The following is a 16931-nucleotide window of genomic DNA, read 5'->3' as shown; positions in this document are numbered from 1 at the left end:
GCCGCGCTCCCGCGTGCGAGCACCGGAACGGTTCTAGCCTGAAGGACATGTTGGACACGGTGACCCTGCGCGTGGCCTTCGGGCTCGTGGCGACCTGCGTCCTCGTGCTCTGCTACGGCGTCACCTACCGTTCGACCCGCTCCGCGTACAGCGGTTGGTGGTGCGCGTCCCTGGCGTTCTTCATCGTCAGCGCCCTGCTGTTCCTTTTCAACGGCACCGCAGCACAGGTCGTCGCCAACCCGCTCGGCAACACCGCCGGAGTGCTCGGCGCCGCATGCGTCTGGTCCGGCGGGCGGTCCCTGCGGGAGCGCCGGGTGCGGCCCTGGCAGCTGTTGCTGGTCCCCGCGGTGGTGCTGGTCGTCTCGTTCGCCGACGACCCGCGCACCGACATCTGGTCCGGAGGCGCGGTCTACCTGGCCGGCATGGCCGGTCTCATCGGCGCCTCGGCCCGGGAGCTCGGACTGCTGCTGCGCGGCCTCGGCGCCGGCGACGCGACGCGCGCCCAGTATCGCTTCGTGCTCACCGCGATGGCCGTCGTCTCGGCCGTCATCGCCGTGTTCTACCTGGCGCGCACCGCGGCCTTCGTCGCTGTCGGGCCGGCCGACCCGTTCTTCCGGATGGCCTTCGGCGGCCAGGTCACCACGCTGCTCATGATGGTGCTGCTCGTCGTGGTCACCTTCAGCATGTCGGCGCTGAGCCACGAGCAGCAGACCTCGGAGCTGCGGCTGCAGGCGACCCGCGACGGGCTGACCGGTCTGCTCAACCGGTCCGAGTTCCTCCGGGCGGCGCAGCGCGAGCTCGACCGCGGCCCGGCGGGTGCCGTCGCGGCGGTCGTCATCGCCGACCTCGACCGTTTCAAGAGCATCAACGACGGTCTCGGCCACGCGGCGGGAGATCGCGCCCTCACCACGTTCGCGACGGCGTGCCAGGAGGTCGTCGGCGTCCGCGGCCTGCTCGGCCGCCTCGGCGGGGACGAGTTCGTCCTCCTCGTGCGCGGCGCCCCGGCGGAGGCGGTGGTGGAGGAGATCGCGCGGCGCTACCGCGGCGACGACCTCAGCGCGATGCCCACGGTCAGCTTCGGCATCGCGACCGTCGTCCCGGGCGACGACATCGCCCTGGCAGTGGCGGATGCCGACGGTGCGCTCTACGAGGCCAAGTCGGCCGGCCGGGCCCGGGCCGTGCGCGCGCCGCGGAACGACGACCGTCCTTCGTCGCCGGAGGAGCGTCGCCGTACGGCGTAGCGGTGGGCTCAGCCGCGGGCGATCTTCCCCGACAGCTTCAACCTGTTCCCGACCGTGCGGCTGAGGCCGTCGTCGGCGTAGAAGCGCTTGCCGCGGGCCTGGGCGATCCCGACGCCGACGCGCACCCACGCAGGGTCGCCGATGCAGGCCGTGGGGATGGTGATCGTGGCCGTCCGTCGGCCCCGCTCGACCGCGAAGCCGGGGCAGGCGACCTCCGCGTTGCCGGACGTGAGCGCGGACTCGGTGGCGCCGGCGAACCGCAGGTGGGTGACGTCGTAGCTGCCGCCGGGCGTCCGGACCGCCGCATTGAGGATGACGCCCTTGTGGGCGAGCCGGCCGCGGGTCCGCAGTTGGATGACCAGGACGTCGGTGCCGTGGCTGGCCCGCACCTTGCGGATGTCGATGCCGCGCTCGCCCGGTGCGACCTGCTCCTTGTCCGACGACATGGAGACCCCGACCACGTCGCGAGCCGGGTCGGTGCGGACCAGTTCGGCGGCGGACGCGAGGCCGGGGGCGGTGACGAGGAGGCCGGCCGAGCAGGCGAGCGCGGCGGTGAGTCGGAGGACGGTGCGGGGAACGGGGGTCATGCGGGCCATCCTCTGACGGATCCGTCGCGGATGTGGGGAAAATCAACGGGACCGCCGGTTAACAAACGTTAACCTCGTGACCTACGATGGGGGCATGACCCAGTTCGAGCTGTCGCGTGAGCACGAGGAGTTCCGGCGCACCGTCCGGGACTTCGCCGAGTCCACCATCCGCCCGCACGTGGCGGAGTGGGACAAGGCCCATCACTTCCCGACCGACGTGGTCCAGAAGATGGGCGAGCTGGGGCTGTTCGGCCTCACCGCTCCGGAGGAGTACGGCGGCGCCGGGCTCGAGGCGGCCGACGGTCCGTTCACGTCGCTGTGCCTGGCGATCGAGGAGCTCGGCCGGGTCGACCAGTCGCTGGGCGTGACGCTCGAGGCGGGCGTGGGCCTCGGGATCAACCCGATCCTCACCTACGGGTCCGACGAGCAGAAGAAGACCTGGCTGCCGGACCTGGTCGCGGGCCGGCGGCTCGCCGGCTTCGGGCTCACCGAGCCCGGGGCGGGCTCCGACGCCGGCGCCACCCGGACCCGGGCCGAGCTCGACAACGGCGAGTGGGTGATCAACGGCGGCAAGCAGTTCATCACCAACTCCGGCTCCGACATCACCAGCCTCGTCACGGTCACCGCGCGGACCGGCGTCTCGGAGTCGGGCAAGCCCGAGATCTCCGCGATCATCGTGCCCGCGGGCACGCCGGGCTTCGTGGCCGAGCCGGGCTACGACAAGCTCGGCTGGCACATCTCCGACACCCACCCGCTGTCCTTCACCGACTGCCGGGTGCCCGAGGACCACCTCGTCGGCGACCGCGGCCGCGGCTACGCCCAGTTCCTCGCCATCCTCGACGACGGCCGGGTCGCGATCGCCGCGCTCGCCGTCGGCCTGATCCAGGCCTGCGTCGACCTGTGCGTGGAGTACTCCCTCGACCGGCAGACCATGGGCGGCCCGATCGGCCGCAAGCAGGGTGTCGCCTTCCAGATCGCCGACCTCGAGGTGATGCTGCACGCCTCGCGGATGCTGACCTACCGCGCGGCCGCGATGAAGGACGCGATGGAGGGCGGACGCGGCCCGTCGATGAAGGAGTTCAAGCAGGCCGCGTCGGTCGCGAAGCTCTACGCCAGCGAGTCGGCCGTGTCCGCGACCCGGATCGCCACGCAGGTCTTCGGCGGCTACGGCTTCATGGAGGAGTATCCCGTCGCGCGGTTCTACCGCGACGCCAAGATCCTCGAGATCGGCGAGGGCACGTCCGAGGTGCAGCGGATGCTCATCGCCCGCGGACTCGGGCTCCCCGTCGAGTAGGTCCCTTCGCGCGGCGGCCGAGGGCGACGGCCCCCACCGCACCGAGCAGCACCAGCGCGCCGGCCCCGATCCAGATCGGGGCCGGCGCGCTGTCCTCCTCCGTGGGTCCGGGAGCCGTGCCCACGGAGGGCGGCGGGGTGAGGGAGCCGTCGACCAGGCGCGAGTCCGCGCGCGGCGGCAGCGCGCCGCCCGCGGCGGCGTAGTCCGGAACGCCGTCGCCGGCACTGCCGTCGACGGCGAGGCTCAGCGTGACGTCCGCAGGCGGCGCCCCGGCAGGCAGGGCGACCAGCACATGGCGCACGCCCGCGAGTGCCGCCCCGACGCGGGTGGGGTCGAACGAGTCCCGGTGCAGGTACGACACGACGTGCGACTGCGCCCGGCCCTCCGCGCTCGACGCGACGTCGTCCCCCAGCAGGGGGCCGAGGATCGTGACCGTGGCCCCGGTGCCTCCGTCGACCTGCGCCCGCAGGGACTGGTCCCAGTCGAGGGGGACGGCCACCACGGCGGTGCGGCCCGGTCGCAGCGACAGGGTGTGGCTGCCCGCGTCGAGGACCGGCGCGTCCGCCGGCGTCGTCCCCGCGTCGACCGGGCGGGGCGATCGTCCGGGCTCGACCGGGGCCCAGGCCGGGGCGGCGGGCTCGCGCAGCAGCCCGAAGGAGTACGCCGGCAGCGGCGGCTCCTCATAGACGAGCAGGATCGCCTCGCGGCCCTGGTCGACCGGGTCGCTGGGCGGGCCGACGGTGGCGTACAGCTCCGCGGCGGTGGCGCACGGGTGGTCGGGCTCGTCGGTCCAGGTCGACGCGGTGGTGGCGAGCAGCGGTGCGGGCTCGCCGAGGGTCGGGCGGAAGACGGCGCCACTGCCGCAGCCGGTGCCGTCGGGCGTCGTGCCGATCGTGATCCGGACGCCCTCGCCGACCGAGTCGCCCGCGCCGACGTACCAGAGCGCGACATGGACGGTGCTGCCGGACGTGGTGCGCTCCAACCGGAAGCTCGCCGGTGCGTCTGTGGGCAGCGTGATCGGGTGGCTGCCGGTCGCCAGGTCGGGGACGTCGCCGGGTGCCGCGGCGGCCGGGCCGGGCAGCGCCAGGAGGACGGCGAGCAGCGGGGTCAGCACGCCCAGAGGTCGGTCCATGCGTGCCCGAGCTCCCGGACCATCCCGCGCAGGAGCGGCAGGCTGACGCCGACGACGTTGTGGTGGTCGCCCTCGATGCTGGTCACGAACCCGCCGCCGAGGCCGTCGACCGTGAAGGCGCCGGCGACGTGGAGCGGCTCGCCGGTCGCGACGTACGCCGCGATCTCGGCGTCGGTGACGTCGGCGAAGTGGACCGTCGTCGAGGCGGTCGCGGCGACCTGGTGACCGTTGGCGCGGTCGTGCAGGCAGTGCCCGGTGTGCAGGACTCCGGAGCGGCCGCGCATGGACTGCCAGCGGCGGACGGCGTCGTCGGCGTCGTCGGGCTTGCCGAGCGCCGTGCCGTCGAGCTCGAGGACCGAGTCGCAGCCGAGTACCAGGGCGTCGGCGGGCAGGCCGTCGCGGCCGGCCACGGCTCCGCACTTGAGCTCGGCCAGCCGCAGTGCCAGCTCCGCCGGCGGCACGTCGCGGACCTGCGACTCGTCGACCCCCGAGACGACCACCTGCGGGTCGAGGCCGGCGCCGCGCAGGGTCGCCAGACGGGCGGGAGAGGCGGACGCGAGCACGAGGGTCGGCACGCGGCCACCCTAGATGAGTTGCTCCAAGGGGCCGCGCGCTGCGTGACGCTCAGTGCAGGGCGGCGGTGATGGTGGCGACCGCGCGCCGGACCGGATCGACGGCCGAGGTGAGCAGGTCGGGGCGCGAGGTCACGACGTTGACCGCGGCCAGCACGTGCCAGCCGGGCAGGGGAGCCGCGATGCCGTAGGCCCCGGGGTTGAGCTCGGCCTCCGTCGTCACGTGCCCGGCGTCGCGGATGCCGGCGACGCGGGCCGGCTCTCCGGGTCGTGGTGACCCGGAGGCCAGTGCGGCGAGGCCGCCGGCGCCCCGGTCGAGAGGGTCACGGTTGCCGAGGCGGTAGGAGAAGCGCGGGCCGTCGGTCGGCGGCTCGGCGACCACGGTGGTCACGGCGGCGTCGCCGCTGACCTCGACCAGGCTCGCGGTCGCGTCGATCTCCAGGGCCAGCTGGTGCAGCACCGGCTCGGCGACGTCGCGCAGCCGCGGGCGGCTGTGCTCGGCCAGGTCGGCGGTGGCCGGACCGACCGTGTAGCGCCCCTGGTCGTCGCGCGCGGCGAAGCCGGTGCGCTGCAGCGAGACCAGGAGCCGGTAGGTGATCGAGCGGTGCATGCCGCACGCGGTCGCCGCCTCGGCGACGGTCAGGCCCTCGGGATGCCGGCCGAGCTCGACGAGCACGGCCAACCCCCGCTCGAGGGTCTGCGAACCGGAATCCGACACCCGTCCCTCCTCAGCTGGTCGGCAGGATCGTCCCACGAACCTCGCCGAGGCCGATCCGCCCCCGTGCGCCCGGCGCGGTGTAGCGCAGCACCACCTCGTCGCCGTCCTCCAGGAAGGTCCGCTCCGCGCCGCCGGCGTCGAACGGCTCGCGCCCACCCCACGACAGCTCGAGGAAGGACCCGCGCTGGTGCTTCTCCGGGCCGCTGATCGTGCCGGAGGCGTAGAGGTCGCCGACCCGCAGCGACGCGCCGTTGACGGTGAGGTGCGCGAGCATCTGGGCCGGTGACCAGTACATCGAGCGGTACGGCGGACGCGCGACGACGGTGCCGTTCAGCTCGACCTCGACGTCGATGTCGTAGCCCGACGGCCCGTCCTCCCGCAGGTAGGGGAGCAGGGGCACGTCCTGGCCCGGCAGCGGGACGCGGGCGGCCTCGAGTGCGGCCAGGGGAGTGACCCAGGCGCTGATCGAGGTGGCGAAGGACTTGGCGAGGTTGGGACCGAGCGGGACGTACTCCCAGGCCTGGATGTCGCGGGCCGACCAGTCGTTGACGCCGGTGACGCCGAAGACGGTCGTGGCGAACTCGGCCGTCCCGACGCGGGTGCCGAGCGGCACGCTGCGGCCGACGACGAACCCGAGCTCGGCCTCGATGTCGAGCCGGCGGCTGGGGCCGTACGTCGGCGCCGGCTCGTCGGGAGCCTTGCGCTGACCGGCGGGGCGGCGGATGTCGGTGCCGGAGACGACGATCGAGCCGGCGCGGCCGTGGTAGCCGACCGGGAGGTGCTTCCAGTTGGGCAGCAGCGCCTCACCGTCGGGTCGGAAGATCCGGCCGACATTGGTCGCGTGGTGCTCGGAGGCGTAGTAGTCGACGTAGTCGGCGACCGAGAACGGCAGCAGGCAGGTCACCTCGGCCAGCGGCAGCAGGGTGACCCGCTCCTGGTACGTGGGATCGGTGAGCAGCTCGCTCGCCCAGGCGCGGACCAGCGCCCACGTGGCGGGTCCGGCAGCGAGCAGCGGGTTGAGGGCGGGCACGTCGAGCAGACGGGTCCACTCCGGGCGCAGCTCGCGGGCGGCGGCGCCGAGGTCGAGGACCTGGTCGCCGATGCGCACACCGAGCCTCCCGGGGCCGTCGGTGCGCCCGCTGCCGGTCTCGGTGGTGATGGCGGCGTACGGCAGGTTGTCGACGTCGTACAGGCTGCCGGCGGCACCCTGCACCCAGGTCTGCTGGTCGGTCATGAGCGGTGCTCCTCCGGGGCTGACGGGGTGGTGGCGAGCAGGCCGAGGGCGACCAGGTCGTCGTAGGGCTCGGCGACACTGCACGAGCCGAAGGAGACGAAGGAGGCGCGGGCCGCGCCGAGGTCCACGGTGGTCCGGGCGGCGTCCGCGAGGGTGGCGGCGTCGCGCTCGGCGAGGGTCGCGACCAGCGCCGGGTGCTCGGCACCCGCACCGGCCCGCGCGGTCGCGAGCAGGATGTTGAGGTAGCCGTGGTGCTCGAAGCCGGTGCCCGGGGCGGTGTGTCGCACCGCGTTGTGCAGGCCGGCGGTGCACTTGAACGGGAGGGCGTTGGTCACGGCGGCGGCGATCCAGGTCGCGACCTCGTCCTCCGACGGGAAGGCCCCGGCCTCGGTGCCGCCGGTGCGGAGCTTGAGGCGCAGGCCGTGCTCGGTGGCGGCGGCGAGGGCGTCCCCCCAGGCCGGATCGGCCGGTCGCGGCACCTCGACGTAGGTGGGGATGCCGTCGGGTGCGTCGGCGGCGACCGCCGCGACCTGCTCGGCGGGCCTCCCGGAGCCGCCGAGCCTCACCTCCAGGCCGGCGAGCACGACGCCCGCGTCCGCGGCCCGGGCGGCGATGCCGGGCACCTCCGCGGGCGTGGGGACGACGACGCTGACGGCGATCCCCGCTGTGTCGAGCGCGGCGAGGTCGTCGAGGCGGGCGGTGTCCACGACCAGGGGGCCGACCAGGTCGGCGTACGCGCTCGTGGGGTGGGCGCGGTGGGCGCGTACCGCCTCCGGCAGCGGAGCCAGGCCCGGCGGGAAGATCGCGGCGTCGTCGACGAGCCGCCGGAACGGGAGGGGGATGGACACGCGCCCACTGTAGCGTCTAGTGTTCGAAATAAGAACGAATAGTGTCCGAATATCGAGCGAGCGTGAATGCGGAGCACCGGGAGGGTGGCGATGGCGTACTACCGGCAGGTCGGCGAGATCCCGCAGAAGCGGCACACGCAGTTCCGGGAGCCGGGCGGCAGGCTCTACTACGAGGAGCTGATGGGTGAGGAGGGCTTCTCCTCCGACTCCTCGCTGCTCTACCACCGCGGCGTCCCCTCGGCGATCACGTCCGCGGAGGTCTGGGACCTGCCCGACCAGACCCGGGAGCCCAACCACCCACTGAAGCCGCGGCACCTGCGCCTGCACGACCTCGACACGGGCACGGACGCCGTCGTCGACCGCCGCCTGGTGCTCGGCAACGCCGACGTGCGGATCTCCTATGTCGTCACCGGCGGCGCCGAGTCCGGCCCGACGCCGCTCTACCGCAACGCCATCGGCGACGAGTGCGTGTACGTCGAGTCCGGGTCCGGCACCGTCGAGACCGTCTTCGGGGCGCTGTCCTACCGGGCGGGCGACTATGTCGTCGTCCCGCGCGCGACCACCCACCGCTGGGTGCCCGCCGAGCCGTCCCGGCTCTACGCCATCGAGGCCAACAGTCACATCGCCCTGCCCAAGCGCTATCTGTCCCGCTACGGGCAGCTCCTCGAGCACGCGCCGTACTGCGAGCGGGACCTGCACGGGCCGACCGCCGTCCACCTCGCCGACGGCGACGGTGCCACCGAGGTCGAGGTCCTGGTCAAGCACCGGGTCGGCGGCCAGGTCGTCGGCACCCGCTACACCTACGCCACCCACCCCTTCGACGTCGTCGGCTGGGACGGGTGTCTCTATCCGTACACGTTCAACATCGACGACTACATGCCGATCACGGGCAAGATCCACCAGCCGCCGCCGGTGCACCAGGTCTTCGAGGGCCGCAACTTCGTGATCTGCAACTTCCTGCCGCGCAAGGTCGACTACCACCCGCTCGCGGTGCCGGTGCCGTACTACCACTCCAACGTCGACTCCGACGAGGTCATGTTCTACGTCGCCGGCGACTACGAGGCCCGCAAGGGCTCGGGCATCGGCCTCGGCTCGATCTCGCTGCACCCCGGCGGCCACGCCCACGGCCCGCAGTCGCAGGCGATCGAGGCGTCGCTGGGTGCGGAGTACTTCGACGAGTCGGCCGTCATGGTGGACACCTTCGCCCCGCTCGACCTCGGCGAGGGCGGTCTGGCGGTCGAGGACCCGGAGTATGCCTGGACCTGGGCCCGCGCGCTCGGCTGAGGCCGGCCGCCGCGTGTGCCGCCGCCCGCACGGGGCCGCTGACCTGGACATGCCGACGTCCCCGCAACCAGATGGTTCGCGGGGTGTGGGGCGGGGTGGCTACTGGTCCGGTGGGTGTCCGGGGTGGATGGGGTGGGTGCCGTGGTGGTCGACGCGGAACCGGAATCCGGTGGGGCTGGTCCACACATACGACCCGGGCATCACGATGTCGTAGGCCCAGGTGGAGTGGGTCTTCGCCCGATGGTGCCGTCGACATAGCGCCACTTCGTTGCACGGACAGGTGAGTCCACCCTGACCGTAGGGTCGGGCGTGATCGATGTCGCAGCGTTGCGCGGGTCGGGTGCAGTGGGGGAACCGACAGGCGTGGTCGCGCAGGATCACGCGGGTGCGGTGACGGTCGGGGATCTCATACGAGCCGACGGGGAGATGGTCGGCCAGGTCGATGACCGGTCGCACGATGATCGTGGTGTCCTTGGTCCGCAGCCATTCGCGGATCTGGACCGAGGTGATCGGGCAGCGGCCCTCCTCCCACCGACCGACCGGGTTCGCCAACGGGTGATCGTCGCTGATGGTGGTGTCGGTGATGTGGACGTTGAGGATCACCTTGCGGCCGGGGACGGTGGCGAGGATCTCTTCGGTGTCGGGGTCGGGGATCAGCAGGTCCAGGGCGAGGTCGTGGCGGGCGAGCTCGGCGGCGGCCTTGGAGCGCCGCACGTCGAGCGTCGAGTCGTCACCGAGTCGCCCGAGGGTCTCGGCTCGTCGGGCGACCGCCTGGTCGAGGTCGTGGCCGTCGGCGGCATCGAGGAGGGCGTCGAGGTGGACCAGGCCGTGTTCGTCGACTCCACCGATGTCGAACCGGCGCTGGTCAGCGGCGGCCTGTCGTTCGGCTTCGGCTTGTTCGGGGTCGAACCGCAGCACCGCCTCGGCCACCAGTCGTTCGAGCTGGGCCCACCCCACCCCGGACGCGTCGAACAGCTGCCGGTCGACGAACGCGGCCGCCTCCGCGCAAAGAGGGCGGGTGAGGTCGGCGATCCGTTCGGCCCGCCACGGCGCCAGCTTGCCGGCCACCACGGCGGCATACACGTGGGGGAGTCGCCAGGCGCACTCGATCACCCGCCCGACATAGGCCCGTCCACCGTCCGGGGTGCGGCCGAGGACCGCGATCAGCTCCATCAACGCGAACTCCGACACCAACGGTGCCCCGTCGCCGGCGATCGGGACGCCGGTGTCGAGGTAGCCCTCGGTGATGGTCGCCGCGCCCTCGGGGCTGTCGATGATGTGGTCGCCGGCCCAGGTGACGATGTCCTCCCACTCCTCGATCACGAGGGTCTCGCGGGAGCGGATCCGCTCGCCCAGGCGCGACAGCAGCGAGGCTGTCGTGCGGGGCTGGGTTCCGAGATCCATGACTGGATTCTCCCATCCGGCTACGACACTTCAAAGCGGCGGAAACCCGCTTGTGGACAGGCGAAACCCGATCGGTGGGGTGTGGAGAGCCAACGTCACCATCCGTGACAGAAGTGGCCCGATCCGACAGCCGGACCGTAGCCCGACCGCCGGACCCAGCCATCTCCCCAACGTCCTCGTCGCTGCCTTTCGGAACTCGACCGGCTACGCAACCGCAGCATTCGGACAGTCCCGCAGCACGACCAGCACGACCAGCACGACTCACGACGACACCAACCGCCCCCCGACCTCCGGTGGAGCTCAGCCCCGGGCGAGACCCATCCCCAGCCAGTCGGCCAGGGCGATGAGCTCGGCGTCGACAGCGTCCCCGGTCTCCGGTGCCCAGGGCGCGTCCTCGTGTACGGCGTGCACCCGCAGCACGCCCGCCTTGCGGTCGGCCTTGGCATCGAGCTTCCCGACCAACCGGTCTCCGTCGAGGATCGGGAGGGTGAAGTAGCCCCAGCGGCGCGATGCCGCGGGCTTGTACATCTCGAGGACGTACTCGAAGTCGAAGAGGTCGAGCGCCCGCTCGCGGTCGTGGACGAGGCGGTCGAACGGCGAGAGGAAGGCGCAGCGACCCTCGAAGGGTGCGTCCGCCTCCGTCAGGGCGTCGGGGTCGGCTCGCCACTCGCCGGGGCAGCCCTCGACGGTGACGACCTCGCCCGGGCCGGATCGGACGAGGCCGAGCGCGGCCAGCTCACGCCGGTCGAGGGCGGCTCGCGCCTCGTCGTACGACGGCACCTCGAGGTCGGTCGGGTACACCTGCTCGGGCAGGTCGTAGACCCGCACCTTGCCGCGCCGACCGGTGATCGCGAGATCCCCCGTCAAGGTGAGCACCTCGAGCAGCCGGTTGACGTTCTTGTCGTTGTTCCACCCGCTCGAGGCCCACGGCACCTCGCAGGTGTCCGGGATCTCGGCAGCGGTCTGCGGCCCCTCCGCCGCGATCCGGCCGAGTACGTCGGCGCGGAAGCCCTGGTTCGCCGCCAGCCAGTCGTGGATCGTCGGGTGCAGCTCGCGCGGGGCCACGGCGAGGTGGAGCCCGATGTCGTCCATCGGCCGGACGTACGACGACAGCTCGGCCAGCGAGTGCTCGGTCTCGAGCGCGAAGGTGAGGTCGGAGTGCTCGTAGTCCTCACCCAGGCGCGACCAGAGCACCAGATCGACGCTGGGGGCGACGGCGGCGGTCGGGTCGACCTGGAGCAGCGTCAGCTCGTCGACGACCTCGGCCACCGAGCGCCGACACCGGGTGTCGAGGAGCTGCGCGCGGACCGCGATCCGGCGCGCCAGCTGTCGGTCGAGGTGGATCACGCTCAGAGCCGCGCGAGAGCCGCCTGCAGCGGGTCGAGCCCGAGCCCACCGAGATCAAGCGCCGCGGTGTGGAAGGCCTTGAGGTCGAAGGCCGAGCCGTGGCGCGCCTGCGCCGCGGCGCGGGCATCGAGCCAGATCCGCTCGCCGACCTTGTACGACGGCGCCTGGCCCGGCCAGCCGAGGTAGCGGTTGACCTCGAAGCGCAGCGAGCCGTCGTCCATCCGGGAGTGCGCGCGCATGAACTCGTAGGCGAGGTCGGCGTTCCAGGTCTCGCCGGGGCGCCAGCCGAACGGGTTGTCGGCGGGCACGGTCAGCCCGAGGTGCACACCGATGTCGACGACCACCCGGGCGGCGCGGAAGCCCTGCATGTCGAGGAAACCGAGCCGGTCGCCCGGGTCGGCGAAGTAGCCGAGCTCGTCCATCAGCCGCTCGGCGTACAGTGCCCAGCCCTCGCCGTGGCCGCTGACCCAGCACAGCAGTCGCTGCCAGCGGTTGAGCAGGTCGGCGCGGTGGACGGCCTGGGCGCACTGCAGGTGGTGGCCGGGCACACCCTCGTGGAACACGGTGGTGGTCTCGCGCCAGGTCGAGTAGCGCTCGTGATCGTCGGTGAAGGAGAACCACATGGCGCCGGGACGGGAGAAGTCCTCGGTGGGCGGCGTGTACCAGGCGCCGCCGTCGTTGATCGGCGCCACCTTGCACTGCAGGGTCCGGATCGGCTCGGCGATGTCGAAGTGCACGCCGTCGAAGTCGGCGAGGATGGTGTCGGACTTCTCCTGCATCCAGGCCTGGAACGCCTCGCGGCTGCCGCAGTCGCGCGCGGGGTCGGCGTCGAGCGCCGCGACCGCGTCGGCGACCGAGCCGCCGGAGACGATCCGCCCAGCGGTGCGAGCCATGTCGTCCTCGATGCGCTTGAGCTCCTCCCAGCCCCAGCGGTAGGTCTCCTCCAGGTCGACCCGCGCGCCGAGGAAGTAGCGAGAGGCCAGGGCGTAGTGGTCGCGACCCACGCCGTCGACGTCGCGGCCCCGGGGGAGCAGGTCGGTCTCGACGAAGCGCCCGAAGGCGGCGTACGCCGCCGACGCGCTCGCCGCTGCGGCGGCCAGTGCGTCGCGTTGCCCCGCCGGCGCCTCGGCCACCACGCCGGCGAAGTAGTCGCCCGCGGCGCCCTCCTGGCCGGTCCACCCGCGCACCTGACCGGCCACCTCGACGTACTGCCGCGACGCTGCGACCCGGCCGGCGGCCGCCTCCTCGAGCAGGGTGGTGCGGTAGCCGTCCAGAGCGGCCGGCACCGCGGCGAGCCGGGAGCCGATCGCGTCCCAGTGCTCGCCCGTGTCGGTCGGCATCAGGTCGAACACCTCGCGCACGGCGTGGATCGCACTCGAGATCACCGAGAACTCGCTGCGCTCGACGCCGGCCTCGGTCCGCTCGACGGTCAGCCCGACCCGCTCCAGGAAGGCCGCCTTGGCGACCTCCTCGCGCTCGTCGGCGGCGGCCAGGGCGGCGACCTCCGCCAGGGCCCGGCGGTGCAGCTCCTCGGTCGCGGCGAAGCCGTCGGGGGACAGGTCGGGCAGCTCGCCGTCGTGGCCCGGGATGCCGGCGTACGTCGCCGTCAGCGGGTCGAGCACGGCGAGGTCCTCGACGAAGCGGTCGGTGCGGGCGTCCACGAGTCGCGTCATGTCGGGAACCCTAGGACCCGCTCCCGACAACGGGCACCCGGATTTCGGCTCAGCCGGCGCGGGTCGCGCGGCGGGCGCCCAGCACCAGCGCCCCGGCGACCATCGTCTCGAGGGCGATGAAGCCCAGCATCTTCAGGCTGGGCCGGCCCTCGAACGCGGCGGACGCGGCGCGGCCGGCCGCCATCCCGGCGGTGGCGACGCCGATGGCCGTCCCGGAGGCGGGAGCGGCGACCAGGCTCGCGGCGAAGGCGAGGGGGAGGCCGCCGTACACGGCGCGGATCTCGGTGCGGGTGTCCGCGTTCGGAGCGGTGTAGCCGATCACCGCGGGCACGACGTCGGGCTTGAGGAAGGACGCGACGCCGAGCCCCGCGTAGGCCGCCGCTCCGGACGCGATGAGCCGGTTCATGGCGTCATCCTGGCCCGGACCGGGGGCCGGACGCATCCGACCGCGGTCGGATCTTCAGCGGTGAGCCGCCGAGCCCGCCACGGCACCTGCATATCGAGCGGCCAGCACCTGCAGGTGGTCGACCAGCGCGGCCGGCGACTCGACGGTGAAGTCGAGGCCGAGCATGCCGATCCAGACCGCGACGATCTCCAGGCTGTCGCCGCCCGTGACCAGCACCGACCGGCCGTCGGGACGCGACTCCACGACGCCGACCGCCGGGTTGATCCGGGCGAGGACCTCCTCGGCGGGGGCGTTGATGACCAGCCGGGCGTGGACGGACCAGCCGGTCCGGGCGACCTCGCGTACGACGAGCTCGGTGAGGTCGCCGGGCAGGGGAGCGGGGCGGAAGGCGCGGCCACCGGGGATGCGGAGAGTCAGCCAGTCCGCCCGGTACGGCGCCCACTCCCCGGTCGCGGGCGACCGGCCGACCACGAACCACCGCCGCTGCCAGGCGACCAGCCGGTACGGCTCGATCTCGACCCGCTCCCCGGCCTCCCCGTAGAAGGCGCGCAGGCCGCGGTGGTCGCGGATGGCGTCGGCGATCTCGGCGAGCACGCCGGCGTCGACCTCGGGGTCCTCCACGTTGGAGTCGGTGTTGACGGGGCCGGCCTCGGTGGCGTCGCGCAGCGCCGTCACCCGGCGGCGCAGACGGTCGGGGAGCACGTGCTCGAGCTTGGTGAGCGCCCGGCCGCCGCTCTCCTCGAAGCCGGCGACGCCGGTCAGCGTGCGCAGCCCGACCGCCACGGCGACGGCCTCCTCGTCGTCGAGCAGCAGCGGCGGGAGCTTGGCGCCGGCGCCGAGCCGGTAGTGCCCGGTCCGTCCGCGCAGCCCGTCCACGGGGTAGCCGAGCTCGCGCAGCCGGGTGACGTCGTTGCGCACGGTCCGCTCGGTCACGCCGAGCCGCACGGCCAGCTCGGGAGCGGTCCACTCGACCCGCGACTGGAGCAGGCCGAGCAGCTCGAGGACTCGTCCCGACGTCTTCTTCACGAACCTCATTAAACCGGAAGGAACTGTTCCGGTAATGCTTCTAACGTCGGAGACACCAAGAAGGAGCACCCACCGCAACCGAAAGGCCCTCGCCATGTCCGAGCAGATCACCCCCTTCGTCATCGACGTCCCGCGGGCCGACCTCGACGACCTCCGCGTCCGCCTCGACCGCACCCGCCTCGCCCCCGCCGTGCCCGGCGACTCCTGGGACTACGGCACCCCGGCGTCCTACCTGCGCGACATGGTCGAGCGGTGGAAGGCCTTCGACTGGCGCGCGGTCGAGGCCCGGCTCAACGCCTACGACGGCTACGTCACCGAGATCGACGGCCAGCGGATCCACTTCCTCCACGTCCGCTCGCAGCACGCCGACGCGACCCCGCTGCTCCTGGCCCACACCTACCCGGGCTCACAGCTCGACTTCCTCGACATGATCGAGGCGCTCGTCGACCCCGAGGCCCACGGCGGCACCGCCGACCAGGCCTTCCACCTGGTCATCCCGTCGATGCCGGGCTTCGGCTTCTCCACCCCGGTGGTCGACACCGGCTGGACGATGAAGCGGGTCGCGGCGGCGTACGACGTGCTGATGCGCCGCCTCGGCTACGACGCCTACGGCATCCACGGCAGCGACGGCGGCGCGATGGTCGGGCGCGAGCTCGCGGTCGCGAACCCCGAGGGCTTCCGCGGCGCGCATGTGCTGCACCTGTTCTCCTTCCCGAGCGGCGACCCGGCCGAGTTCGAGGGCTTCGGGCCGAAGGAGTACGCCGCCCTCGAGCACATGGGCTGGTTCCAGTCGGTCGGCGGCTACAACCAGATGAACGGCACCCGGCCGCAGACGGTGGCCGCCGGCCTGGCCGACTCGCCGGTCGCGGTGCTCGCCTACAGCGAGCTGTTCGAGAGCTTCGGCAACGGCACCAGCCTGGTCACGCCCGAGCAGGTGATCGCCCAGGCGTCGCTCTACTGGCTGACCAACACCTACGGCTCGGCCGCGCGCTACCACTACGAGGAGCAGCACGCGGGCGCCGAGCCGGTCGTCAGCACCGGCCGGATCGGGGTGGCGGTCTTCCGGGACGACTTCCAGACGATCCGGCCGCTCGCCGAGCGGGACAACGCGAACATCGCGCACTGGTCGGAGTTCCCGCGCGGCGGCCACTTCGCGGCGATGGAGGTGCCGCAGGACGTCGTCGCCGACCTTCGGGCCTTCTTCGCCTGAGACCGATCCGCAGCGCCCGGCCCGTCGGCGGCCGGGCGCTGCGGTGTCCGTAGGCCCCGGGGTTTCCTCTCGGGCCGCGCTGCGCCAAGGTAGAGCCCGTGACTTCCGGTTCCACTCCGTCCCCCCTCCGTGGACCGCTGGACGGCGACCGCCTCGCCGGCGTGTCCGAGCTGACCCCTGACCTCAGCTTCGAGCTGCTGGCCGAGACGCCGTCGACCAACGAGGTGGCGGCGCAGCGAGCCCGTGCCGGCGCGCACGAGGGTCTGGTCGTCGTCGCCGACCACCAGTCGTCGGGTCGCGGCCGCCTCGACCGCACCTGGCAGACCCCTCCGGGGACGGCGGTGACCTTCTCCCTGCTGCTGCGTCCGACGGTGCCGCCGACGTCCTGGCCGTGGCTGCCGCTGCTCGTCGGCCACAACGTGGCGAAGGCGATCACGGCGCTCGGGTACGACGCGGCGGTCAAGTGGCCCAACGACGTCCTCCTGGACGGCGACCGCAAGGTCGCCGGCATCCTCGTCGAGCGGGTGGAGACGCCGACCGGACCGGCCGCCATCGTCGGGGTCGGCATCAATGTCGCCATGACCGCCGACGAGCTCCCCGTCCCGACCGCGACCAGCCTCGCCGTCGCCGGGTCGGAGGTGCCCGACCGGACGTCGGTCCTGCTCGGTGTCGTCGCCGCCGTCCGTGAGGGCTACGACGTCTGGCAGGCCGGGGGGGAGCAGGGCACCGCGCGCCTCGCCACGTCGTACCGCGCCCAGTGCGCGACGCTCGGTCGCGACGTCCGCGTCGAGCTGCCGGGTGCAGGGGAGCTGCTCGGTCGCGCCACCGACATCGACGACGACGGCCGCCTCGTGGTCGAGACCGCCGCGGGGACGGAGCGGGTCGGCGCGGGCGACGTCATCCACGTCCGCGCGACCTCGGCCTGAATCGGTCGATTTGGTGGGATGATCGGCCC

General features: G+C 73.0%; 16 protein-coding genes. 5 read left to right on the top strand and 11 right to left on the bottom strand.

The window, feature by feature from the left end; all coding sequences use genetic code 11:
• Positions 1 to 47: 47 nt before the first annotated feature.
• On the top strand, positions 48 to 1241 hold the full coding sequence (locus KVF89_RS09710; protein ID WP_257425208.1) for a GGDEF domain-containing protein: 1194 nt from the start codon (positions 48 to 50) through the stop codon (positions 1239 to 1241).
• An 8-nt stretch (positions 1242 to 1249) separates the two neighbouring features.
• Here KVF89_RS09710 and KVF89_RS09705 read toward each other — a convergent pair whose 3' ends face one another.
• On the bottom strand, positions 1250 to 1828 hold the full coding sequence (locus KVF89_RS09705) for a hypothetical protein (protein ID WP_257425207.1): 579 nt from the start codon (positions 1826 to 1828) through the stop codon (positions 1250 to 1252).
• 94 nt (positions 1829 to 1922) lie between these two features.
• On the opposite strand from KVF89_RS09705, the gene KVF89_RS09700 reads away from it, so the two are divergent.
• Entirely contained in the window at positions 1923 to 3122 is a 1200-nt protein-coding gene (locus KVF89_RS09700; protein ID WP_257425206.1) for an acyl-CoA dehydrogenase family protein, read from the top strand.
• On the opposite strand, the gene KVF89_RS09695 is transcribed toward KVF89_RS09700, so the two are convergent.
• From KVF89_RS09695 to KVF89_RS09675, 5 genes are read right to left on the bottom strand one after another with little or no spacing between them, the layout of a single operon-like run.
• On the bottom strand, positions 3088 to 4254 hold the full coding sequence (locus tag KVF89_RS09695) for a hypothetical protein (RefSeq protein ID WP_257425205.1): 1167 nt from the start codon (positions 4252 to 4254) through the stop codon (positions 3088 to 3090). The two genes, KVF89_RS09700 and KVF89_RS09695, sit on opposite strands and share 35 nt — an antisense overlap.
• Positions 4230 to 4829, bottom strand: coding sequence for a Maf family protein (locus KVF89_RS09690; RefSeq protein WP_257425204.1), 600 nt, complete (start codon positions 4827 to 4829; stop codon positions 4230 to 4232). The genes KVF89_RS09695 and KVF89_RS09690 overlap by 25 nt, the downstream gene beginning before the upstream one ends.
• 49 nt (positions 4830 to 4878) lie before the next feature.
• Positions 4879 to 5544, bottom strand: coding sequence for an IclR family transcriptional regulator (locus KVF89_RS09685; RefSeq protein ID WP_257425203.1), 666 nt, complete (start codon positions 5542 to 5544; stop codon positions 4879 to 4881).
• Between the two features lie 10 nt (positions 5545 to 5554).
• The gene (fahA, locus tag KVF89_RS09680; protein ID WP_257425202.1) at positions 5555 to 6778 is read right to left on the bottom strand and encodes a fumarylacetoacetase; all 1224 of its coding nucleotides are present in this window, start codon (positions 6776 to 6778) and stop codon (positions 5555 to 5557) included.
• Positions 6775 to 7626, bottom strand: a complete 852-nt coding sequence (locus KVF89_RS09675; protein ID WP_257425201.1) for a hypothetical protein — start codon at positions 7624 to 7626, stop codon at positions 6775 to 6777. The genes fahA and KVF89_RS09675 overlap by 4 nt, the downstream gene beginning before the upstream one ends.
• Positions 7627 to 7716: 90 nt before the next feature.
• Between KVF89_RS09675 and KVF89_RS09670 the strand changes: the two genes are divergently transcribed.
• Positions 7717 to 8910, top strand: coding sequence for a homogentisate 1,2-dioxygenase (locus tag KVF89_RS09670; protein ID WP_257425283.1), 1194 nt, complete (start codon positions 7717 to 7719; stop codon positions 8908 to 8910).
• A 99-nt stretch (positions 8911 to 9009) separates the two neighbouring features.
• Here KVF89_RS09670 and KVF89_RS09665 read toward each other — a convergent pair whose 3' ends face one another.
• The 5 genes from KVF89_RS09665 to KVF89_RS09645 all read right to left on the bottom strand — a co-directional run bounded on the left by KVF89_RS09665 (position 9010) and on the right by KVF89_RS09645 (position 14766).
• The gene (locus tag KVF89_RS09665) at positions 9010 to 10314 is read right to left on the bottom strand and encodes an HNH endonuclease signature motif containing protein (RefSeq protein ID WP_257425200.1); all 1305 of its coding nucleotides are present in this window, start codon (positions 10312 to 10314) and stop codon (positions 9010 to 9012) included.
• Positions 10315 to 10614: 300 nt separating this feature from the next.
• A complete protein-coding gene (locus KVF89_RS09660; protein WP_257425199.1) occupies positions 10615 to 11661 on the bottom strand; it encodes a DNA glycosylase AlkZ-like family protein in 1047 nt (348 codons plus the stop codon).
• A 2-nt stretch (positions 11662 to 11663) separates the two neighbouring features.
• Entirely contained in the window at positions 11664 to 13334 is a 1671-nt protein-coding gene (locus KVF89_RS09655; protein ID WP_257425197.1) for a DUF885 domain-containing protein, read from the bottom strand.
• A 49-nt stretch (positions 13335 to 13383) separates the two neighbouring features.
• Entirely contained in the window at positions 13384 to 13740 is a 357-nt protein-coding gene (locus KVF89_RS09650; protein WP_257425196.1) for a DUF4345 family protein, read from the bottom strand.
• Between the two features lie 54 nt (positions 13741 to 13794).
• Entirely contained in the window at positions 13795 to 14766 is a 972-nt protein-coding gene (locus KVF89_RS09645; protein ID WP_257425195.1) for a helix-turn-helix transcriptional regulator, read from the bottom strand.
• 94 nt (positions 14767 to 14860) lie between these two features.
• Between KVF89_RS09645 and KVF89_RS09640 the strand changes: the two genes are divergently transcribed.
• Both KVF89_RS09640 and KVF89_RS09635 read left to right on the top strand, forming a co-directional pair.
• Positions 14861 to 15976, top strand: a complete 1116-nt coding sequence (locus KVF89_RS09640) for an epoxide hydrolase family protein (protein WP_257425194.1) — start codon at positions 14861 to 14863, stop codon at positions 15974 to 15976.
• Positions 15977 to 16074: 98 nt separating this feature from the next.
• Complete coding sequence (locus KVF89_RS09635; RefSeq protein WP_257425193.1) at positions 16075 to 16902, top strand: biotin--[acetyl-CoA-carboxylase] ligase; 828 nt, start codon at positions 16075 to 16077, stop codon at positions 16900 to 16902.
• Positions 16903 to 16931: the final 29 nt, after the last annotated feature.

Source organism: Nocardioides carbamazepini (genome assembly GCF_024614185.1).
Lineage (GTDB): Bacteria > Actinomycetota > Actinomycetes > Propionibacteriales > Nocardioidaceae > Nocardioides > Nocardioides carbamazepini.
The sequence above is the reverse complement of the archived record's forward strand: the minus strand, read 5'-3'. Positions and strand labels throughout refer to the sequence as shown.